We start from the raw sequence: 20,923 nt of genomic DNA, 5'->3' as shown, positions 1-20,923 counted from the left end.
TTCTTACTTATCTTTTTTGCCATTGTGAAGTTCGGTTACGAAGTGCTTTCGTTCCCCATTCATATACAACTCTTACTACAATATTTGTAACAACAATAAGCACACTCATTGCAGCTGCTGGCGCCACATTTCCTGCATCATCCATATTTACGATTGATACGGCAGCTAGTTTAAAATCAGCTGCATATAGGAATACAACTGCCGATACAGTTACCATTGAATTTACGAAGTAGTACATTACCATTTCTAAAATTGCTGGTAAACACATTGGTACCGTTACTCTAAAGAATGTTTTATAAAACGGAATACCCATCGACTGCGAAACAAGCTCAAACTCTCGATCTAATTTCTTTAAAGCAGTCGTTGCCGTGACAAATGTTACAGAATAAAAATGAATGATATTTACTAGTACTAACACAGCGATTGTTCCGTATAAAGAATGAAACGGGTTCGTTACTGATAGTCCCAAAATTTGAATCGTTGGTTGACTAAAGAAAAAGACATATCCTAATCCGAGTACTAAACCTGGTATGGCTAAAGGAACGATAGAGAAAAAGTAACCTGTTTTTCGGAAGAATTGTAGCTGGTCTATTTTCTCAATTGCATATGCAAATACAAATGTTAAAATCGCCCCAATAACTGCTGTAACTGCTGAAACAATTACGCTATTTTTAAATGCTTCAAGTCCATCTCCTGTTAAACTCGAAAAATTAAAATGCTCAAATGTAAAACTCATATTATATGGCCATACTTTCACACTTGCAGCAATACCAACTGCCACAAATAACAGAATGATCATAAATGTAATCACACTACAGTATATGAATGAGATGACATCTCTTTTCTTATTAGCTATTATTCTGTATGGTACTGCTTTTGAAGATAAGAAATTCGCCTGCTTTCTTTGCGTAATACGATCAACTGCAAATGCGAATATAGCTGGGATTAATAAAATCATTCCAACTGTTGCACCCATCGACATATTTTGCTGTCCAATTACTTGTTTGTATACGTCAGTAGCAAGCACATTATATTGTCCACCAACAATTTTTGGTGCCCCAAAATCAGTGAAACTAAGTGTAAACACAACAAACATTGCACTAATTAATCCGTACTTTACACTAGGTAAAGTAACCGTGAAAAATTGTTTTGTTTTACTCGCCCCTAGCATATTAGAAGCTTCATATAAACGATAATCGGATCCTTGAAAGGCAATTAGTAATATGAGAAAGGCTTGCGGAAATGTATACATAACTTCAGCTATTACAATTCCTACTGGTCCATATAAAGGGATTTGTATACCTTCAAATAACCCAAACATTCCTTTCGTTACTAGCCCTTGATTACCAAATAAATATGTAAGTGCTATACCGTGCATCATCGTTGGTGCAAACAATGGTAATAACGCTACATACTGAAATACACGCTTTCCAAAAACATTCGTACGGGCAATTGCATATGCGTAAACGAATGCAATTGAAACTGAAATAATTGTTGTTGCGCCCGAAATCCATACCGTATTTTGTAAAGACTGAACTAAAGTTGGTGTTGTAAAATATTTACTGAAATTCGCTAAACCAATGAAAACTCCATCTTTATTATAAAAAGCTTGTGTAAATAGTTGTAATAGTGGTAATACAAGTATGACAAGGAAGGAAAGAATCATACCGATAATTACAAGCCTTTGGATCCATTCCTCTTTCCCTATACTTCTCTTAATCTTTTTTTTCGCACTTTCTACCTTGTAGTTTTCTAACATCTCCATCTATACAATGACCTTCTTTCCATATGACAACATATGATTTTCTGAGAAAGAGATTTGAATCGGCTTTCCTTTTCTAATATCAGCTACTTCTACTTCTGATGCTAATATATCCACTACAATTTTCTCATTATAAAGGTGTGTGTTTTCTTCTACGACTCGCACTTCCGTTCGATATACAGATCCACGAAATTCCATACTTTCCACAACTGTTTTAATACCGTCCTTTTGTACAATTGTTACATGTTCAGGACGAATTGCATGCTCTTCGTTATTTTTCGAAAAGAAATTAATAGAACCAATAAAATCTGCCACAAACGGATTGGCCGGTCTTTGATAAATCTCCTCTGGTGTTCCAATCTGCATAATTTCCGCATGATTCATTACAACAATTTTATCAGCCATCGTTAATGCCTCTTCTTGATCATGCGTGACCATAATAGTTGTTACTCCTACTTGCTCTTGCAAATCACGCATTTCTCTACGTAATTTTTCACGTACTTTTGCATCTAAAGCAGATAACGGCTCATCGAGTAACAAAATATCTGGAGACAGAGCGAGCGCACGTGCAAGTGCCACTCGCTGCTGTTGTCCACCAGACATTTGAGCAGGATATTTATCTTTTACATTCAGCAAATCTACAAGTTTTAACGCCTCTAGCGCTTTCTCTTTTACTTCTACTTTTCCATATTTTTTTGTCTTTAAGCCGTATTCAATATTTTCAAGTGCTGTTAAATTCGGAAATAATGCATACGATTGAAACACCATTCCGAAGTTTCTCTTTCCAGGAGGTAATGCTGTAATATCTTTTCCATTCACAGCTATACTACCTGTTGTTGCCTCTTCTAGCCCTGCTAAAATTCGAAGCAATGTCGTTTTCCCACAACCACTTGGGCCTAATAAACATACAAACTCATTTTTGTTCACAGTAAAAGAAATATCTTTTAACGCTGTAAATGCATCAAACTGTTTTTGAATGTGTTGAATTGATAAATATTCGCTCATTTTTTCTCTCTCCCACTCACTTACTTTTTCGGTTCTGCTTTTTGGCCAAACTCTTTTTCCCATTTTTCTAAAATTTTGTCACGATTTTCTGCTGCCCACTTAAAGTCATTCTTTTTGTATAACTTTTCTGTTACATCTTTAGGGAATCCATCTGGAAGTTTATAACCATTTTTAATTGTCGCAAATCCATTTTTCTCGAAGTATAACTTCATTACATCATCAGTAATCGCCCAATCTAAAAATGCTTGCGCTAATTTTTCATTTTTTGCATTATCTTTTTTAATAAGTGCGTTCGCTTCTACTTCCCAACCTAATCCTTCTTTCGGCAATACAACTTCAACTGGTGCACCTTTTTGTTTCTCTTTCAAAGCACTATAAACCATTGATACGCCAACTGGATATTCACCCGCTCCTGCTAATTTCGCTGGTTTTGATCCTGAATGCGTATAACTTGCCATATTATCATGAAGTTTCTTCATGTAATCCCAGCCTTTATCTTCACCCATGATTTGTAGCCATGCAGAAACTGTTAAAAATCCTGTTCCAGATGATGCTGGATGTGGCATAACAAGTGTTCCTTTATACTCTGGTTTCGTTAAATCTTCATATGATTCTGGCATCGGTAAATTTTTCTTCTTTAACTCTTCTTTATTTACAGCAATCCCCGTCATAAATGCAGTATTTCCTACCCATTTTTCAGGTTGCTTATCATCTTTAAATTGTGGAAGAACACGATCTGCTCCTTTTGGAGAGTATCCTTTTAACATATCTTTTTTATCTAAAGCTAATAGACTTGATGCCGCAGTTCCCCATACAACATCTGCTTGTGTATTTTTCCCTTCAGCTAGCAATTTCGCAGTAATAACTCCTGTTGAATCACGTACAATGTTCAATTTCACATCAGGATATTTCTTTTTAAAGGAATCAAGATAAATTGGTACAAGCTCTTCTTCAATTGCTGTGTAAACAGTTAATGATCCAGATAATTTGTCATCTTTCACTTTCGCTCCAGCACTTTCTTCCTTCTTTGCACCACACCCCATTAATAACGAAAATACCATTCCAGTCGCTACAGCTTTAAAGATTGTTTTTTTCACTGTTTCTCTCTCCTTTTACAAATCTTATGTACAACTCAAATATAAACAACTAGTGTAAAAGCAGTATTAAACCAACATTAATCTTTTGTTTGTTGTTTGTTTTTGTGTAATACGTTGCTACTTCTATGTTTTTTCGCATTTTTCTGCTAATAGAAAACACTAAATTTACAAATAATTAAAAAAACCTTTATAATCCCACAAAAAAATGAGGCGTTTGTAAAAAACGCCTCATTTTTGTTTCCCTTTTTTTGAATTACGATTCGCATACTTTGCGCTATTTTCTCCTTCATACTCTAATGCAAATTCTGCATCTGGTAAGCTTTCTTTCGGAGTTTTATTATTATTGATTGCCGCATTTTGTTTCACTTTTCTTTTTACCAATACATTCACCTGCTCTCAAGAAATCACTTTCTACTCTAGTTTGAAACAACTTAAAATAATTATTACTGGCAAGTGTTAACAAGTACATAAGAGGCGTTAGATGGAAATACTACATATGAAGAAATCATTATAAAAAGGAGCGATAATTTTGAAGAAAAAAGAAAAGATTCAATCACCCATTTTAGACGAAACGCTCCCGCATCAAATGAATTTTCCATCTTTTAAAGGAACAGGAAAAACGATGCAACAACCTTTTGTGAATCAATATAATATTGTAATTGGAGACAGTAAATATAATTCCGAGAACAGTCCGCTTAACAATTGGAGTGATGAAGTAGATCCTGCCATTATGGCTGGCGATGAGTGGATCCATCCGACAAATGATATTGGGTGGATTTCAGAAGAAAATCAAGAGTTACTAAAAAACGAAGTGGATAATAAAAATGAAGCTTTTATGCATCCACAATTTGGCATTAACGACTAAAAAACCATTCTACCTAACATAGGTAGAATGGTTTCATACTATCCAATAATAATCCGCTCTTTCGGGTATTTATAGCGAGGTGGTTGTTCCCTTCCACCACTAGCTAAAATAAATGTTAAAATACCAACGCGTCCGATAAACATAAGCACAATAAGTACAAGTTTCCCAACAGTTGTTAAATCAGGCGTAACACCTGTTGATAGTCCCGTCGTTCCGAAAGCAGAACAAACTTCAACAATTAAGCTCATAAGCGGTACATTTTCCGTAATAGATAAAATGAATAGCGCAGTAGCACATAACAAAATCCCCATCGTCATAACGACAGATGCTTTCAGTACATCCTCTTCATGTAGCTGACGTTTAAAGACTCTAACTGTTCTACCGCCCCTTGCAAAGGTGTATAGTGACAATATACTAACAGCAAATGTAGTTGTACGTATTCCGCCCCCAACCGAACTTGGAGATGCCCCTATAAACATTAATATACTCATAAATAAAAGCGTCGGTTGTGATAATTCACGTATATCCATTGTTGCAAGTCCACCACTTCGCGTCGTCACAGATTGAAATAATGTATAAAATACAGTTTCATGCCATGATTTTCCTACTAAAAAATGATTTCTCTCCAGTAAAAAAATCATAATTGTACCAACAACAACGAGTGTGAAAAATGTTGTTGTCGTCAATTTTGTAAATAATGAAAAACGGAATAATTGTTGTCGCCTTTTACTAAGAAATTGCTTTACTTCCATTAGCACAGGGAAACCAATCGCTCCTAAAATAATTAGTAACATATGAATCATTTGAACAATATAATCTTTTTTATACGGAATTAATGATTGTCCTGTTAAATCAAATCCGCCGTTCGTAGTCGCACTAACAGCTGCAAAGAAACCGTGAAAATAAGCTTCTTGCCAAGTCGGAAAGTAAAGTAAAAATCTTGTACCTAATAAGATTGCTCCAATAAGTTCTATCGAAATAATTACAATTAAAATAGAACGCATCAATTCTACGAGACCCGATAAATTTCCTTGATTATGGTCTGCCATAATTAATCTTCTTCTTTGCAAACCAATCTTTTTCCCCGTAATGATCCAAACAAATGTACCAAGCGCCATAATTCCTAAGCCGCCTAATTGTAAAATAAGAGCTAAAACAATAATTCCTGCAGTAGTAAACGTATCTGAAATCGTAATAACAGACAGCCCCGTAACACTTACCGCACTAACCGATGTAAAAAGAGCATCTATAAATGTCCATTTCACACCGGGCTTCGTAACAAACGGGAAACTAAGCAATATCACCGATACAACTACCGCTAATAAATAAAACAAAACGATGAGTTGTACAGGACGTAATTTTTGTAAAAACTTTTTTATATCTCTCATTCCATCACTTCGCTACCTTTTTTCTATCGATTAAATAAAGAAAAATCTTTACTTTCTTTATTTGTAAATAACTGCTCAAATAATTTGGCAAAGACCATTCCATATACAGTTCCATTACCTCCATACGGCAATGCGTAAAATAAATTATGTATCTTTTCATCTTCTTTTAAAATGGGAAGACCATCATGAGTACCACCAAATGCGGCTGCCCAATAGTAGTCTGCCTGTATATTTTTATACTGCGGGAACATCTCTTTTACAATATTAATAAGGATATCACGCTTATGCAATAATTTCGTATCACCGATTGTTTGAATTTGCATCGCTTCATCTAATCCGCCTACAATAATGCGGTTTTGATACGTTCGAAAATATAAGTAGGGTCGTGCCGTTTCCCAAATTAACGATCGCTCATGCCAGCCTTCAAACTGATCTATTTCATTTGTTACAATTGCATAAGAGGTGTCTACTGTTGTATTTTTTTCTTTCTTTCCAAAAAGCGCTTCATAACCTGTCGCCATAATAATATTCTTTGCTACAATTTGACTCCCTGTTTTCGTGTAACAAATTAAATCATTTTTGCGTTTTTTTATATGTATTGCCTCTGTATGTTCATATATATTAGCTCCCATTTGGTTTGCTTTATGCAAAAGACTATGTGCTAATAAATACGGATTTACCTCAGCATCACCGTGTGTATATAATGCCGCTTGTTTTATAAAAGGATAACGCTCCTTAATATCAGATGCTGTAAAATACTCAACAGGAAATCCATAATTCTGTAACGTATTGTACTCCTCTTGTAAAAATGAGACATCCTCACTTTTACTTGCATAATATAAACTATTTCGCAGAATAAAATGGGGATTAATATCAAGAGTCGGTATTACCGCTTCCATTGTTCTTAGCGCTTCATAACAAAGCTTATATGCTCGCACCCCTTTTTCTTTACCAAATGTATGGATAAGAGAGGTTAACGATTTATCATGAAGAAATTGTAGTAAACCTGTATTAGCAGCTGTGCTACCACATGCAATGGCTCTTTTTTCAATAAGTGTAACACTCATGCCAATTTTCGCTAACGAATGCGCTATATGAGCACCAGCTTCGCCGCTTCCGACTACGAGCACATCACATATCATATCATTTTCTAACAGTGGATAACAAGGTACAGAAACTCCTGTATTCCAAAACAACTTACCCATCATAAGTTTCATAATTATACTCCTAAAATATAAATTTCTCCTTTCTATGTTTTGTTATTTTTCATAAAAAAATCCAACTAACATAGGCTAGTTGGATTTTTTTATTTTTAATTAGAACGCTCTTCAAGCCAATTTCCAATCGTCGGATATGTTTGTTTTACAGCTGTTCCACCGTAAACGATAGACATATGCCCTGTTGGTAAACATACATATTGTTTATCTGTGCTAGAAATATGGTCTAGTAATGCTTCTACTTGACATGGCAAAGCGATATGATCACGTTTCCCGGAAATATTTAAGACATTCGCCTTAATATTTGCAAGGTCTACCTTTTGTCCGCGAATAACGAGTTCACCCTTAACCAACTTATTATTTTGATAAAAATCACGAATCCACTGTCTGTATGATTCACCTGGGAACGGAATACCATCACCAACCCACTTTTGAACCAATCTCCAGCTTTCGACGAAGCGCTCATTCTCTGAACGATCTACTAAAGCAACATATGGACCAACAAAGTTCGTAATTGGCTTTAACATTTTGTTTCCGAAATCAATCATTTCTGGCGGAATATTTCCAAATGTATCAACCGCTTTATCTAAATTGAAGTATTTCTCATCTAATAAAGGGCCATACAATCCTGTTTCAGAGAAATCAAAAGGACTTGTCATGAAAATTAAATTACGAATTGGCATGTGCGGATGAAGTGCTGCATAAATAGAAGTTAGCGTTCCACCCATGCAATAACCAAGTAAAGAAATCTCGTCCGATTTTGCAGTTCGCATTACTTTTTTTACTGCTTTTGCAATATAATCAAACACAAAATCATCAAATTTCAAATGACTATCTTCTAAACCAAATGTGCCCCAATCAAGCATATACACATCAAAACCACGATCCACTAGATATTCCACTAAACTATTTCCAGGAGTTAAATCCATAATATATGGTTTATTAATAAGAGCATATATTAACAGAATTGGAACTCTTTGTGTTTTTTCTTGTTTTGGAATGTAGCGATAAAGCTTCGTCTTATTCTTCGTCCAAATAACCTCTTTCGGCGTTAACCCTACTTGCGGCTCTGGTTCACGTAATAAAATTTCACTCGCCCTTTTCACTCGGCGGTATGCTTTTCGGTACTCTTCTGGGTATAGCTCTAATTGCTTTTCCCATTCTGTTGCGAATGTAGTCATTTTTTTATCTCCTTTTTGGTCGATTTCCTTCTTAAAAAAAGAAGTGCATTCCTGCTATGGATATGCACTTTTTTCTTACTTCATTACATATATAATCCGCCGTTAATGTTTAATTGTTGACCTGTGATATACGCACCGTCACGGCATAGGTATACTACACCTTTTGCAATTTCATCGGCTTGACCAAAACGTTTTTTCGGGATTTTTGCAACGATTTTTTGACGTACTTCTTCTGGTACTTCTGCTACCATTTCAGTATCAATAAATCCTGGGCAAATAGCGTTTACAGTGACATTTGTTTTTGCAAGTTCTAACGCTAACGATTTTGTAAATCCTAGCATACCTGCTTTTGCTGCTGAGTAGTTTGTTTGGCCAAATCCACCTGCTTGACCAATAATAGAAGAAATGCTAATAATCCTTCCTTCTTCCGCTTCAGTTATGTATGGAAGAACCGCGCTTGTCGTATTAAATACGCTACTTAAATTCACGTCAATTACGCGCTCCCAATCTTCACGATTTAACTTTTTGAATGTACGATCTCTTGTAATACCAGCATTATTAACAAGAATATCAACTTTACCAAAATGATTCACAGCTTCTTCTACAAGTCGGTTTGCATCTTCTACTTTAGAAACATCCGCTTGCACTGCATAAACGTCATGTCCGTCTTTTCCTAATTCGTTTACTAAGTTTTCAGCTGCTTCTTTACTGCTATTATAGTTAATAACTACTTTTGCTCCCTCTTGTGCTAATGCTACTGTAATCGCTTTTCCAATTCCTTTTGCTCCACCTGTTACGATTGCTACTTTTCCATTTAATTGAACCATTTCTTTTCCCCCTTAAATGAATTTGTGAACGATTGTTATGAATCATTTTGGTACTCATACTATAGAGTCCATATATAATTATGTTTCGCTGTTTATACGTGAAAAGAGATTCTCCCTCTCTCTTTTATCTGTTATAAACAAGCGCTTTTATCATTTTTTATTTTCTGGCTTATTCGCAGGCTTTACCTCTTCTTTTACAGGTACTTGTAGTTTAGCTAGTACTGCATTTTGCTTTTCTAGCAATTCTAAAATTTGATCTACTTTTGTTTCAAGCGTACGAATATCTTGTTTTACTTTCGTTACATCACGCTTTAATGTAGGAGCTTGTCCTAAAGAATCTACTTTTTCCTCTAGAAACTCCTCAATGTTATCTACTTTATTTTCTAAGTTAATAACTAGCGTAGCTACTCTTGCGATATCCTCTTTCGTCGGCACATTTACTTGTTCTAAATAGTTTTTTGTCGTATCATTTAATGCTTTTTGATAAAACAAATTCAAATCTAGAACGCTGCCCATCCAAGCAGAATATTCTTCTGTTTTAATTGTTTCATTGAGCGCTTTTCCCCAAAATGTTTCGGTTTGTTCATAAGCATTTTTCCATGCTTGTAGTGGATCGAATTTTTGATCAATCACTTTACCTACACTCCCTTTTTCGTTTTTGAAACAATTCAACCTATTCACTATTTTCTAATATTCTGAATAAAACTTCAAGTCTATATTTTATTTTTTTCTATTTTCTAACAAATGTGTTGACTTTAAAAACAGATAAGTGTAAATTGCACTTATAAGCAAAAAATTCCATCTAACTGATTCATGAGGTGATGCACAATCATGCTACAAAATGAACCAGAACAACGCGAAAGTTTGGAAAGCAACCAAGCGAAACAACCAAACTCCATGCCAAAAAACTTCTTAGTTCCCTTCTTACTTCTCTGTCTAAAAGACTGGAGTCTTCATGGTTACAAACTTATTCAAATGCTAATGGATATCGGCTTTTCTTCTGTTGACCAAGGTAATGTTTATAGAACACTACGCAAGTTAGAAAAAGAAAACCTTATTTCTTCTACTTGGGATACAAGCGATGGAGGGCCGGCAAAAAGAATTTATTCTTTAACTGAATATGGAGAGCAATATTTAACAACATGTGCGACTTCTTTTGAACATTATCAAAATATGTTGCGAACGTTTTTCACGTTATACACCAATGCATTCTTTCCATTTTCTACTTCTCCAGAAAAGGATGAAAAGGATTCTTCATCTTCACCTGGTGGTACAGCAGAGTAATCTGCGTTCACAATATGCAAAAAAACATTTGGGGGTCAAACAATGGAAACTAAACCATACGAATTAGTCGATGCATTTTGGAAAAACTGGTCTCAATCACTTTCCCTTTTCTCTTCAGCTGGGAAACAATTAGAGCAGCTTACTTTAGAAACATTAAAACAACAACAAGACGCTTTGCATAAATTAACATCAGGAGTAGATGAACTAGAAAAAGAACTACAACAACTCACTGCTCAGTTCAACAACCAATATACAGATTACGTGAAACAATTAACTGGAAACTCCTTAAATGATCAAATTAACGAGTGGCAGGACAAATGGAAGGAACTTTCTGCTCATATGCATCAACTTACTGTTTCTCCTACAAAAACATCTTTGTCAATTCTTACACAAACAAGCGGTCAATTTGAAGAAACAACAAAACAATTTATTGTGCAACAACAATTACAACGTGAAGAGGCTCAAAAACAGTTAGAGGGTTTTTTGGAAGAGTTCAAGTCAAAACAGTTGGAACTCGCAAAAAAGTTCGAGGAAAACTCAAAAAATCTATTTACTTCCATCAAGTAAGAAAAATGTGGGAGCTAACTGCAGCACAAACAAAACTCTTTCTTCCTCCTACTACATCAAGATGGCTGGCATTTTTCGATATGGAAAAGAAGGAGGACAAAATGAATCCATTCCAAGAAGCACAAACCGTCCCGGAGCTTCGTTATGATGAGATTCAAGTCGGTGATCAAGCATCCCTTACAAAAACAATTACAGATGAAGATGTTATCAATTTTGCAAAATTGACTGGGGATGTGAATCCTATTCACATTTTAGACTCTTTTGCAAAAACGACAATGTTTAAAGAACGCATTGCCCATGGTATGCTCGTTTCGAGTTTTATTTCTACCATCCTTGGAACGAAACTCCCAGGCAAAAATACGATTTATTTATCCCAAAATGTTTCATTCCGTGCCCCTGTCAAAATCGGTGATACACTTCGCGTTGTGGCAGAGGTTATTAAGAAGCGTGACGATAAAAAAATCATTACGTTGCAAACAAATATATATAATCAATCGGATGATATTGTCGTGGAAGGTACAGCGACAATACTAAAAAAAGAGTAGCAAATTTGCTACTCTTTTTTCTATCCAATAACTTCTAATCACACCGATTACTTCCGCGTATGAGCACGCCGGTTCCACATAAAATAACAGTACCAATTCAGATAAGTACTTATCTGGACTGGATTACTCATAAGGATGTGTATCATCATGGCAAAAACAAACAAATTACTAGTTCCAGGTGCTGAACAAGCACTTGATCAATTTAAATATGAAATTGCACAAGAATTCGGCGTAAGCTTAGGGTCTAATACAGCATCTCGTTCTAACGGATCAGTTGGCGGTGAAGTAACAAAACGTCTTGTTTCTTTAGCTCAACAACAATTACGCGGATAATAATATAACATATGGCTTAGAGGCAGATATTCTCTGCCTCTTTCTATTTTTCACATACATAATCGGACTTTTTCACATACTAGTAAGAGCAAACAGAAAGGAACGATATATAACATGAAACGGATTAACATTCGTATGAGTCCTCCCCGCGTTCTTACTTTGTCTTTTATCATGTTATCAATTATAGGTACATGCTTATTAAAGCTTCCAATCGCTACAACAACGTCTATTTCATGGCTCGATGCTTTATTTACAACAGTTTCTGCCTGTACGGTTACAGGGCTTGGTGTTGTGGACACTGGAAAAGTATTTACTTTGTTTGGACAATGTGTCATTTTAACGCTTATACAAGTTGGCGGACTTGGTATTATGAGCTTTGCTGTCTTAATTGCGATTATGCTCGGCAGAAAAATCGGTCTTCAAAACCGTATTTTATTACAACAAGCATTAAATCAAACGAATATAGGCGGCGTCATCCGTCTTGCCAAAGCATTATTTTTATTCTCTTTTACAGTCGAATGTATCGCTACTTTAATTCTTTCTTTTGAATGGGTACCAAAATACGGGGTTACCAAAGGGATCTATTATAGTTTTTTCCATTCAATCTCAGCCTTTAACAATGCTGGTTTTTCTGTGTGGAGCGATAATTTAATGTCCCATTCTCATAGCATTATTGTCAATTTCGTCATTTCCTCTCTCATCATTTTAGGTGGAATTGGTTTTACAGTGATCGTAGACATAAAAAGAAAGAAAAACTTTAAAAACCTTACACTACATTCAAAACTTATGCTCTCTTCTACTCTAATCATCAACATTATTGCTACCCTTTTTATTTTTATATTCGAGTTCCATAACTCTCTTTCTATGAGAGGTTTTACCCCATTTGAAGAAGGAATGGCCTCTTATTTCCAAGCAATTTCAACGCGAACTGCCGGGTTTAATACAGTTGATATTTCTACATTGTCAAAACCTTCCCTGCTATTAATGATGCTACTTATGTTTATTGGTGCTGGTAGTGCTTCAACGGGTGGGGGGATTAAGTTAACAACATTTTTAATCATATTTTTTGGTGTATTTAAATTTTTACAAGAACAAGAAGATATTGTCGTATTTAAAAAATCCATTAAAGATACTCTCATTGTCAAATCATTAACCATTACTATTATTTCTATTTCATTTATCTTTTTTGCTATTTTAATTTTGAGTATTACTGAACGAGTTCCTCTATTGATGAGTGCTTTCGAAGTATTTTCAGCATTTGGGACTGTTGGCCTCAGTATGAACTTAACACCCCACTTAACTATAATTGGAAAAGCGATTATTATTTTTATGATGTTTTTTGGGAAAATGGGTCCTTTAACATTGGCATTTTCATTTGCTCGTAAAAAGAACCGAAAAATAAAATATCCGAATGAAGATATTTTAACAGGTTGACAACCGTATAAATTATCCATATAATGAGAATACAATAACATATCTCCAAAGGGGAGTAGCGTCCAAGAATATATCTTGGAAACAAAGTCGTCATTACGTAGAACTTAGTTCTTCCGGCTTTGTTGGCATTTTTATTACATATGTCTAGCAAGACCTTTGCCTATTAACGGCAGAGGTCTTTTTTGCATTCATTTCCAGATTCTTCCAAAGTTAATAGGCAGGAGTATGGGGAAACTAAATAGTGGGGAAATTCTTCACTTATTTAGAAGTTATAGAGATGAGAGGAGAATGTACATGGATGTATCATTATTATTGGAGTATGGTTGGGTATTACTCATCCTAATTGCACTTGAAGGGATTTTAGCGGCTGATAACGCTCTTGTTCTTGCAATTATGGTAAAACATTTACCAGAAGAAAAACGAAAGAAAGCACTATTTTACGGATTAGCGGGGGCATTCGTTTTCCGATTTGGATCGTTATTTATGATTTCGTTCTTAGTCGATGTATGGCAAGTGCAAGCAATCGGTGCCATCTACCTTATGTTTATCGCTGGTAATCACTTATTTAAAACATATGTTAAAAAGAATACAGATGAAGAAACAGAAGAAAAAGAAGCAAAGAAAAAACAAGAGAACTTTTGGTGGACTGTATTTAAAGTTGAGGTTGCTGATATCGCCTTCGCAGTTGATTCAATTTTAGCTGCTGTTGCACTAGCAATGACTTTACCAAAAACAGGACTAGGTACAATTGGTAGTCTTGATACTGGGCAATTCGTTGTTATCTTTGTAGGTGGACTTATCGGATTAATCATTATGCGATTTGCAGCAACTGCTTTCGTACAAATCTTAAAACGTAAACCAGGGCTTGAAACTGCAGCATTCTTAATTGTAGGTTGGGTTGGTGTGAAGCTAGCAGTTTATACATTAGCACATCCTGCATTAAATGTAATTCCACATTCATTCCCAGAATCCACTCCGTGGAAGCTTACATTCTGGATTGTATTAGTCGGAATCGCAGTTGGTGGTTGGTTCTTCTCAAAAGAAGTAGAAGTAAAAGTGGAAAAGAATTTAGACGAAAAAGCGCTGTAATTACAGCGCTTTTTCTTTTTCCTTTCTTCCTCGCAATGTCCAGAAAAAATTCCATTATACTACCTTTTGTAAACGTTTTCTTAATGTATGTATGTCCTTTTTGTGAAACATTGCACAAACTTATTGAAAGTAAGAACAATTCCATGTACTTTATTCATATAAGGAGTATTTATAGAAGATTTACTAAAGGAGCGTATTACTCATGCTAGAACAAGGACTAGATTATGTTGTCAAACTGGCTAAAAGCAAAAAGAAAATACTAGATACAAACCCAATGCAATATTTCATTCGTGCTGCACTTGCTGGTATTTATATCGGTTTTATTATTGTACTATGTTTTAAATTAGGTAACTTTTTTCACATTGCAGATTCACCAGCAACTTATTTAGCCGCTTCTATGTTTTTCGGGATTGCTCTCGTACTTATTATATATGGCGGTGCTGAATTGTTTACTGGGAACACAATGTACTTTACTGTCGCAACTTTAAGAAAAGAAACAACGATTTCTGATACACTTCGTAACTGGGTTGCTTGTTATGCAGGTAACTTAGCCGGCGCATTATTCTTTGCCTTACTATTTTACGCAACTGGAATTTTTGAAGCAATTGATCACGGTCACTTAATGAGTAAAGTCGTTGAAGGAAAGATGAATACACCTACAATGCAGTTATTCTTTAAAGCCATTTTATGTAACTGGCTCGTATGTCTTGCTTGCTTCTTACCTTCTCAGGTTAAAGGTGACACAGCAAAAATAATGGTCATGATGCTACTTGTTTTCACATTCTTCTTATCTGGTTACGAACATAGTATTGCAAACTTATCACTCTTTGCTTTATCTTTAGTTTCACCGCATCCTGAGACAATTTCTTTTTCAGGTGCTATTCATAACTTAATTCCTGTTACAATTGGTAACATTATTGGCGGATCAGTATTTGTCGGTATGGTATACCACTACTTAACAAAGAAAACGCCTGAAGTTCAACAGGAAGAAACTGAAATCGCAACAGCTCAACAAGAAGAGATTATTCCTTTACAAGCCCATATGAAACATTAAAAACTCCAAAGTTTTACTTTGGAGTTTTTAGCTTCCCACGTATTTAATAACAAGGTGAGGAGTAATTTCTCCTTCTTCCTTTCCCTTATCCATTCTCTGTTTCATCTTGTGCATACCGATGACATCATTCGTATGAAAGTGAATTTCATTTACATATAACCCCTCTGTACAAAAAGCTTCTACAAAATCTAGTCCATTTTTCGCTCCCCATCCCATATTAAAATCAAGAGAAAGAATATTCACATCATAATCCCGAACCATTTGCAAAGCACATTCTACTGTAGTTGCGGGCACATACCCGAACGGGCAACTTCTTTGATCATCCAATATATACGTTCATTTTCGATTCCCTCTCTAATTTGAATATGCGGCCAATACATAACATATTGCCCCGAGACTAATAAAAGGACCAAATGGAATTGGCTTTCGTACTTCTATACGTTTTAATCCGATACCAATCCCGAAAAAACAAAGACTAAAACAAGATGCTAAAAATAAAACGATAAAAACTCCTTTCACTCCTACTATAAATCCAAGTAACGAAAGTAGTTTTATATCTCCTCCGCCAAGCCCTTCTGGATATATCTTTTGCATGCAATATAACAAAATAAATATAACACCACTACCAGCTATACTATCTGTCCAAGTAACTAATTGTACAAAAACACTTTCGAGAATGAGTAAAAAGGCAAACGAAATTAAAATACAATCAGGAATTAACATATATAAGTAATCTGTAACTGAAATAATAAGAAGTAGCGAAAAAAGGGATAAAATAATAATAAGCTCTCGTTCTATTCCAATCATATACACTGTAAGAAGAAATATACCTCCTGTTATACATTCAAATGCTACATACATAATTGGAATTTTCCTCTTACAATTCGTACAACAGCCTCTTTGTATATAAAATGAAATGATGGGGATTAGTTCTTTTGTCCTTAGCACATATTTGCAATAATCACAATGTGAACGCGGGGTAATAATAGAAGCACCTAATGGAACCCTCATCGCAACTAGCATAAAAAAAGAACCAAACACCATCCCTGCTAACAGTGCATATAAATAAGTGAACATCCCTTCCTCTCCTTTCCCAAAAAACATAGCAAAAAAAGGAGAGAACTTCTACTTCATATTATCCTTTATTCTACTAAAAAGCAGGCCATTTCCTGGCCTGCTTTCCCCTCTTTTATACGATGAAATAAACTGCTTTTAATGGTCCATGTACTCCGACAACAAGATTCATCTCGATGTCAGCCGAGTTACTTGGCCCTGTAATAAAGTTAATACAAGATGCCGCTGTCTCCCCATTTTCTACGCGTGAGTTCATATCCTGAACTGCTTGTGTAATACGAGGCACAAGTGTTTCACGTGGAATAATAGCAAAATATACAGTCGGTAAAAAGTGTAAAGAACGCCCTTGACCTTTATGACTTTGTACAACAATTGTACCAGATTCAGCTAATGTATAATCACTAAATGCAATACCAATATTCGCTTTTTCAGCTAAACGCATATTTTCGTCTTTTCTCTCTGGATCCCATACATTTACTTCAACATCTCGCTTTGGAAGTTCTTCTTTAAATAAAGATGTTAAACCATATGCATCAAAACGCGCATCTGCTGATAATAAAATAGGTCCCCCGCCGTTTTCCATGATTACTTTTTGAAGGTCTTCACCTAAACGGTCGTTTGTCGTTTCTACTACAGTTGTATGAATGTTTGTACATTGCTCTTTAAACACTTCTAGTAATTCTTCTTGTGAATAATCTTTTAACGTTTCTATATTCACATTACTTTTCCATACTGGACGCTCTACACCTTCTGTTTTACGCGCGCGCCCAAGTTCTTTTGCAATGTTATCTAGAAAGGCATCACGGTTTTGAATTAATCCTGTCATTATTTATCCCCGCCTTTCTTATGATCTTTATACCAATCACGGAATCGTTCTTTACTTGGAGCTGGGAATTCACGAATATCCGTCCAGTTTTTAAGTGGTCCAACACCTTTTGATACACGATTACCAGATGTAAATGGACTCATTGCCGCTGGTGCCATTTTTGAACCCATTTTATATAAAGCAGCTGAAGAAGCACCCATACTAAACATTTTCATAGCCAGTTTTTCTGCAAGTGGTGCACGACCTTCTTGCTCAACGATGACTTGACGATGTTTTAATAATAAATCATGCAATGGAATTTTTACTGGACAAGCTTCTGTACATGCTCCGCATAAACTAGATGCATAAGGAAGCTCTTTGTAATCATCATATCCACCTAGAAGCGGTGTTAATACCGCACCGATTGGTCCTGAGTAAATCGATCCATATGAATGTCCACCAACGTGACGATATACAGGACATACATTAACACAAGCAGCGCAACGAATACATTGTAATACTGAACGGAATTCAGATCCAAGAATTTGAGAGCGACCATTATCAACAACAACTAAATGAAATTCTTCAGGTCCATCAACTTCCTCTTCTTGAATTGGCCCCGCTACTGTTACATAACTTGTTAATTTTTGACCTACTGCACTACGACATAGTAAACCAACTAAAACATCTAATTCTTCCATTGTCGGAACCATACGTTCCATACCCATTACCGCTATTTGTGTTTTAGGAATTGACATAACAAGATCTGCATTACCTTCATTCGTTACTAAACAAAGAGAGCCAGTATTTGCAACAGCAAAGTTACAACCAGTTACACCAATTTCTGCATCCATAAATTTCTCACGAAGTTGTTTACGAACAAACTTTGTCATTTCATACGGGTCATCAGAATTTTCATAGCCTAGCTTTTCTTTAAATACATCGCGAATTTGCGTTCTATTTTTATGAAGTGCAGGTGCAATAATATGTGAAGGTGGATCGTTATCTACTTGCAAGATATACTCTCCTAAGTCACTCTCTAACACTTCACAGCCAATCTCTTCAAGCGCATGGTTCATACTGATTTCTTCTGTTACCATCGACTTTGATTTTACTATCTTTTTTGCCTGCTTCTTTTTTGCAACGTCTTGAATATACTTTGCTGCTTCCTCTTTCGTTTTCGCAAAGTACACGTGTCCGCCTCTTTTTGATACATTTTCACTTAACTGCATTAAGTAATAATCAAGATTTTCTAACGTATGTTGACGAATTTGTTCACCTAGTTCACGCCACTCTTCCCAGTTTCCTAGTTCATCTGCGGCTTTTAAGCGATTCGTATATAAACGCGTTTGTGCAGAAGATACTGCTCCGCGCATAAACGAATCTTGAATTCCATCACCAACGCGATCATTAAATTTTTTCTCACTGATTTTCATAGACATAGCTTATGTTCCCCCTTCATGAGCGACTATTCAGTACCTCAGCAATATGCATTACTTTTACTTCTTTTCCTAAACGCTCAATACGTCCGCCAATGTTTAACAAACACCCACAATCTGCACCGATTAAATAATCTGCACCTGTTTCCATTACACTATCTACTTTTTCGTCTACCATTTGCTCAGAAATTGGAGTCATCTTAACTGAAAACGTTCCCCCAAACCCGCAACAATTTTGCACGTTTGGCAAATCTCTCACAGTTAATCCTTTTACATTTGATAATAAAATTCCTGGTGCTTCTTTTATTCCAAGCATACGTGTCATATGACATGATTTATGAATAGTAGCGACCCCTGGTAAACTTGCACCAACATCAGTAACCTTTAAAACATCCACAATAAACTGTGTAAATTCATAAGTTTTATCAGCAACTTTTTGTGCACGTTTAGCCCACTTTGGATCATCTTTGAAAACATGTGGATACTCATGAAACATTGTCGCACAAGAACCAGATGGCGTAACAATATATTCTGCATCTTCGAAAGTTTCAATCATATGTTTCATTGCTTCTTTTGCTGCTTCTACATGGCCGCTATTATAAGCAGGCTGACCACAACAAACTTGCGCTTCTGGAAATTCAATTTCACAACCTAAACGCTCCAACACTTCAACCGTTGCTTTACCGACATTTGTTTCAAACATATCGACTAAACAAGTAACAAATAAAGTAACTTTCATAACTATTACTCCCCCTTTTTACAACTTCACCAACAAACATATGGTCATCAGATGACTTAGCAGAGAAGAAATAGGCTCAACCATGGCCTATCCTCTCCCTCTTCTAAAGAAAACGCTTACTTAATCTTTCTCTATTTTATCAGAAAATTAAATTTTTAAAAGATTAAATTACGAATTTATATCGTTTTTACCTGTGACAATATGTTCTACATTTGTTAAGTGATCTAGCATTGCTTGCTGCGCTAATTCTACATCTTGTTTTAACACCGCATCATATATAACTTGATGCTCTTCTATAAGTCGTTCTGATGTCGTTTGTTCACCATATAAAATAATGCGTCTTGATTCACCAATCGTTTCAGCAATCATCTCTGAAACATGATTCATGAGTTCAAGCAAAATGCTATTATGCGAAGACTCTGCAATTCCCATATGAAATTGAAAATCGGCTTTTTCGCCAGCCTTTTCATCTCCAATGCTCTTTGCCATTTCATCTAACCAATGTTTCATATTTTGTAAATTATCTTCCGTACGTTTTGCCGCCGCTACTCGAACTGCCCCCACTTCAAGCACCTTTCGTACTTCTAATAAATTCAAAATATCTTCTTTCTTCATTAATAATCTATTGTTTAATGATTTCGTTAATGAAGAAGAATCGAAGTTCTTCACATATGTACCTTCTCCTTGTTTCATCTCAATTAAGCCCATCGCTCTTAGCGCACTTAGCGCTTCACGAACAGCAGATCTGCCAACTTGAAACTGCTCAGCTAATTGATGCACAGGGAGTAGTTTGTCACCAGGTTTTAACGTACCATTTTTAATCATTGTTAAAATAGCTTCAGATACTTCTTCGTAAATTTTTTTCGGTTTAATAGATTTGTACTCCAGTTAAATCACCTCAGTATCTTCCAAACAACAATTGAAACGATTTATAAGAACTTTGCATCATAACTATTTTAGACCGAATTGATAAGAAGTACAAATGTTTTGTTCATAAAATAGTCAAATTTTCGATATTTATTACATATTAATTTATATTTTTACGTATAAAGTGAAACTTTAATCAGTGAGGATTTTGTTCATCCCCCACTGATTATTAGCCCTCACCAATCGGGCTTTTACGGGCAGCAGTGCCTCCACCTAACTTCTTTGCTTCCGCTGAATTTTGAGGTGAGGGTCTTACTGACCGGAGAATAGCGGGATAAATATTTTCTTCAA

22 protein-coding genes, 1 pseudogene and 1 riboswitch are annotated in these 20,923 nt (G+C 35.6%); of the genes and pseudogenes, 8 read left to right on the top strand and 15 right to left on the bottom strand.

Features of this window, described 5'->3' with window-relative positions; translation table 11 throughout:
• Positions 1 to 7: 7 nt before the first annotated feature.
• The 4 genes from NST27_RS06670 to NST27_RS06655 all read right to left on the bottom strand — a co-directional run bounded on the left by NST27_RS06670 (position 8) and on the right by NST27_RS06655 (position 4,245).
• Positions 8 to 1,765, bottom strand: coding sequence for a putative 2-aminoethylphosphonate ABC transporter permease subunit (locus NST27_RS06670; RefSeq protein WP_000425518.1), 1,758 nt, complete (start codon positions 1,763 to 1,765; stop codon positions 8 to 10).
• Positions 1,766 to 2,767, bottom strand: a complete 1,002-nt coding sequence (locus tag NST27_RS06665; protein ID WP_000006193.1) for a putative 2-aminoethylphosphonate ABC transporter ATP-binding protein — start codon at positions 2,765 to 2,767, stop codon at positions 1,766 to 1,768.
• A gap of 20 nt (positions 2,768 to 2,787) precedes the next feature.
• Positions 2,788 to 3,864, bottom strand: a complete 1,077-nt coding sequence (locus tag NST27_RS06660) for a putative 2-aminoethylphosphonate ABC transporter substrate-binding protein (RefSeq protein ID WP_000750896.1) — start codon at positions 3,862 to 3,864, stop codon at positions 2,788 to 2,790.
• 228 nt (positions 3,865 to 4,092) lie between these two features.
• Positions 4,093 to 4,245 carry a hypothetical protein gene (locus NST27_RS06655; RefSeq protein WP_000240799.1) on the bottom strand — a complete coding sequence of 51 codons (153 nt, stop codon included), beginning with the start codon at positions 4,243 to 4,245 and terminating at the stop codon, positions 4,093 to 4,095.
• A gap of 148 nt (positions 4,246 to 4,393) precedes the next feature.
• Here NST27_RS06655 and NST27_RS06650 point away from each other — a divergent pair, with 148 nt between their 5' ends.
• Positions 4,394 to 4,729, top strand: a complete 336-nt coding sequence (locus NST27_RS06650; protein ID WP_000726026.1) for a DUF3905 domain-containing protein — start codon at positions 4,394 to 4,396, stop codon at positions 4,727 to 4,729.
• A 38-nt stretch (positions 4,730 to 4,767) separates the two neighbouring features.
• Here the strand turns inward: NST27_RS06650 and NST27_RS06645 are convergent, their stop codons facing one another.
• The 5 genes from NST27_RS06645 to phaR form a co-directional block, all read right to left on the bottom strand.
• Entirely contained in the window at positions 4,768 to 6,117 is a 1,350-nt protein-coding gene (locus NST27_RS06645; RefSeq protein ID WP_001204693.1) for a TrkH family potassium uptake protein, read from the bottom strand.
• A gap of 23 nt (positions 6,118 to 6,140) precedes the next feature.
• Positions 6,141 to 7,334, bottom strand: a complete 1,194-nt coding sequence (locus tag NST27_RS06640; protein WP_000772516.1) for an NAD(P)/FAD-dependent oxidoreductase — start codon at positions 7,332 to 7,334, stop codon at positions 6,141 to 6,143.
• 95 nt (positions 7,335 to 7,429) lie between these two features.
• Positions 7,430 to 8,515: a class III poly(R)-hydroxyalkanoic acid synthase subunit PhaC gene (gene phaC / locus NST27_RS06635; RefSeq protein WP_000206336.1), complete on the bottom strand. Its 1,086-nt coding sequence runs from the start codon at positions 8,513 to 8,515 to the stop codon at positions 7,430 to 7,432.
• 83 nt (positions 8,516 to 8,598) lie between these two features.
• The gene (locus NST27_RS06630) at positions 8,599 to 9,342 is read right to left on the bottom strand and encodes an acetoacetyl-CoA reductase (RefSeq protein WP_000250407.1); all 744 of its coding nucleotides are present in this window, start codon (positions 9,340 to 9,342) and stop codon (positions 8,599 to 8,601) included.
• Between the two features lie 150 nt (positions 9,343 to 9,492).
• The gene (gene phaR / locus NST27_RS06625; protein ID WP_000566942.1) at positions 9,493 to 9,975 is read right to left on the bottom strand and encodes a polyhydroxyalkanoic acid synthase subunit PhaR; all 483 of its coding nucleotides are present in this window, start codon (positions 9,973 to 9,975) and stop codon (positions 9,493 to 9,495) included.
• A 198-nt stretch (positions 9,976 to 10,173) separates the two neighbouring features.
• Here phaR and phaQ point away from each other — a divergent pair, with 198 nt between their 5' ends.
• The 7 genes from phaQ to NST27_RS06590 all read left to right on the top strand — a co-directional run bounded on the left by phaQ (position 10,174) and on the right by NST27_RS06590 (position 15,648).
• Entirely contained in the window at positions 10,174 to 10,626 is a 453-nt protein-coding gene (phaQ, locus tag NST27_RS06620) for a poly-beta-hydroxybutyrate-responsive repressor (RefSeq protein ID WP_000939955.1), read from the top strand.
• Between the two features lie 42 nt (positions 10,627 to 10,668).
• Positions 10,669 to 11,193: a polyhydroxyalkanoic acid inclusion protein PhaP gene (gene phaP / locus NST27_RS06615; protein WP_000448595.1), complete on the top strand. Its 525-nt coding sequence runs from the start codon at positions 10,669 to 10,671 to the stop codon at positions 11,191 to 11,193.
• Positions 11,194 to 11,294: 101 nt separating this feature from the next.
• Positions 11,295 to 11,738, top strand: a complete 444-nt coding sequence (locus NST27_RS06610; protein WP_001067916.1) for a MaoC family dehydratase — start codon at positions 11,295 to 11,297, stop codon at positions 11,736 to 11,738.
• 147 nt (positions 11,739 to 11,885) lie between these two features.
• Positions 11,886 to 12,071, top strand: coding sequence for an alpha/beta-type small acid-soluble spore protein (locus NST27_RS06605; protein ID WP_001140707.1), 186 nt, complete (start codon positions 11,886 to 11,888; stop codon positions 12,069 to 12,071).
• 114 nt (positions 12,072 to 12,185) lie between these two features.
• The gene (locus NST27_RS06600) at positions 12,186 to 13,505 is read left to right on the top strand and encodes a TrkH family potassium uptake protein (protein WP_000822339.1); all 1,320 of its coding nucleotides are present in this window, start codon (positions 12,186 to 12,188) and stop codon (positions 13,503 to 13,505) included.
• 38 nt (positions 13,506 to 13,543) lie between these two features.
• Positions 13,544 to 13,717: riboswitch (yybP-ykoY riboswitch) on the top strand.
• Between the two features lie 82 nt (positions 13,718 to 13,799).
• The gene (locus tag NST27_RS06595; RefSeq protein ID WP_000383326.1) at positions 13,800 to 14,594 is read left to right on the top strand and encodes a TerC family protein; all 795 of its coding nucleotides are present in this window, start codon (positions 13,800 to 13,802) and stop codon (positions 14,592 to 14,594) included.
• A gap of 202 nt (positions 14,595 to 14,796) precedes the next feature.
• Complete coding sequence (locus tag NST27_RS06590; protein WP_000893027.1) at positions 14,797 to 15,648, top strand: formate/nitrite transporter family protein; 852 nt, start codon at positions 14,797 to 14,799, stop codon at positions 15,646 to 15,648.
• 27 nt (positions 15,649 to 15,675) lie between these two features.
• On the opposite strand, the pseudogene NST27_RS06585 reads toward NST27_RS06590, so the two are convergent.
• From NST27_RS06585 to NST27_RS06560, 6 genes and pseudogenes are all read right to left on the bottom strand, one after another.
• Positions 15,676 to 15,988: pseudogene (locus NST27_RS06585) on the bottom strand (cyclic-phosphate processing receiver domain-containing protein).
• A 14-nt stretch (positions 15,989 to 16,002) separates the two neighbouring features.
• Positions 16,003 to 16,725, bottom strand: coding sequence for a prepilin peptidase (locus NST27_RS06580; protein WP_000495716.1), 723 nt, complete (start codon positions 16,723 to 16,725; stop codon positions 16,003 to 16,005).
• Between the two features lie 112 nt (positions 16,726 to 16,837).
• Complete coding sequence (locus NST27_RS06575; RefSeq protein ID WP_000147183.1) at positions 16,838 to 17,548, bottom strand: LutC/YkgG family protein; 711 nt, start codon at positions 17,546 to 17,548, stop codon at positions 16,838 to 16,840.
• Positions 17,548 to 18,969, bottom strand: coding sequence for a LutB/LldF family L-lactate oxidation iron-sulfur protein (locus NST27_RS06570; protein ID WP_000061922.1), 1,422 nt, complete (start codon positions 18,967 to 18,969; stop codon positions 17,548 to 17,550). The genes NST27_RS06575 and NST27_RS06570 overlap by 1 nt, the downstream gene beginning before the upstream one ends.
• Positions 18,970 to 18,985: 16 nt before the next feature.
• Positions 18,986 to 19,705 (bottom strand): (Fe-S)-binding protein, encoded by a 720-nt coding sequence (locus NST27_RS06565; RefSeq protein ID WP_000869150.1) that lies wholly within the window; start codon positions 19,703 to 19,705, stop codon positions 18,986 to 18,988.
• Positions 19,706 to 19,873: 168 nt separating this feature from the next.
• Positions 19,874 to 20,563, bottom strand: coding sequence for a FadR/GntR family transcriptional regulator (locus NST27_RS06560; protein ID WP_254904472.1), 690 nt, complete (start codon positions 20,561 to 20,563; stop codon positions 19,874 to 19,876).
• Between the last annotated feature and the right edge of the window lie 360 nt (positions 20,564 to 20,923).

The organism is Bacillus sp. FSL W8-0770 (assembly GCF_038008705.1).
In the GTDB taxonomy this organism is placed as follows: domain Bacteria; phylum Bacillota; class Bacilli; order Bacillales; family Bacillaceae_G; genus Bacillus_A; species Bacillus_A cereus.
The sequence above is the reverse complement of the archived record's forward strand: the minus strand, read 5'-3'. Positions and strand labels throughout refer to the sequence as shown.

Bases quoted from the DNA above. Each gene is read 5' to 3' on its own strand.
- NST27_RS06610 (WP_001067916.1), top strand. From the start codon at position 11,295: ATGAATCCATTCCAAGAAGCACAAACCGTCCCGGAGCTTCGTTATGAT.
- NST27_RS06595 (WP_000383326.1), top strand. From the start codon at position 13,800: ATGGATGTATCATTATTATTGGAGTATGGTTGGGTATTACTCATCCTA.
- NST27_RS06575 (WP_000147183.1), bottom strand. From the start codon at position 17,548: ATGACAGGATTAATTCAAAACCGTGATGCCTTTCTAGATAACATTGCA.
- NST27_RS06645 (WP_001204693.1), bottom strand. From the start codon at position 6,117: ATGAGAGATATAAAAAAGTTTTTACAAAAATTACGTCCTGTACAACTC.
- NST27_RS06640 (WP_000772516.1), bottom strand. From the start codon at position 7,334: ATGAAACTTATGATGGGTAAGTTGTTTTGGAATACAGGAGTTTCTGTA.
- NST27_RS06665 (WP_000006193.1), bottom strand. From the start codon at position 2,767: ATGAGCGAATATTTATCAATTCAACACATTCAAAAACAGTTTGATGCA.
- NST27_RS06670 (WP_000425518.1), bottom strand. From the start codon at position 1,765: ATGGAGATGTTAGAAAACTACAAGGTAGAAAGTGCGAAAAAAAAGATT.
- NST27_RS06605 (WP_001140707.1), top strand. From the start codon at position 11,886: ATGGCAAAAACAAACAAATTACTAGTTCCAGGTGCTGAACAAGCACTT.
- NST27_RS06570 (WP_000061922.1), bottom strand. From the start codon at position 18,969: ATGTCTATGAAAATCAGTGAGAAAAAATTTAATGATCGCGTTGGTGAT.
- phaP (WP_000448595.1), top strand. From the start codon at position 10,669: ATGGAAACTAAACCATACGAATTAGTCGATGCATTTTGGAAAAACTGG.
- NST27_RS06565 (WP_000869150.1), bottom strand. From the start codon at position 19,705: ATGAAAGTTACTTTATTTGTTACTTGTTTAGTCGATATGTTTGAAACA.
- NST27_RS06630 (WP_000250407.1), bottom strand. From the start codon at position 9,342: ATGGTTCAATTAAATGGAAAAGTAGCAATCGTAACAGGTGGAGCAAAA.
- NST27_RS06590 (WP_000893027.1), top strand. From the start codon at position 14,797: ATGCTAGAACAAGGACTAGATTATGTTGTCAAACTGGCTAAAAGCAAA.
- phaC (WP_000206336.1), bottom strand. From the start codon at position 8,515: ATGACTACATTCGCAACAGAATGGGAAAAGCAATTAGAGCTATACCCA.
- phaQ (WP_000939955.1), top strand. From the start codon at position 10,174: ATGCTACAAAATGAACCAGAACAACGCGAAAGTTTGGAAAGCAACCAA.
- NST27_RS06580 (WP_000495716.1), bottom strand. From the start codon at position 16,725: ATGTTCACTTATTTATATGCACTGTTAGCAGGGATGGTGTTTGGTTCT.
- NST27_RS06600 (WP_000822339.1), top strand. From the start codon at position 12,186: ATGAAACGGATTAACATTCGTATGAGTCCTCCCCGCGTTCTTACTTTG.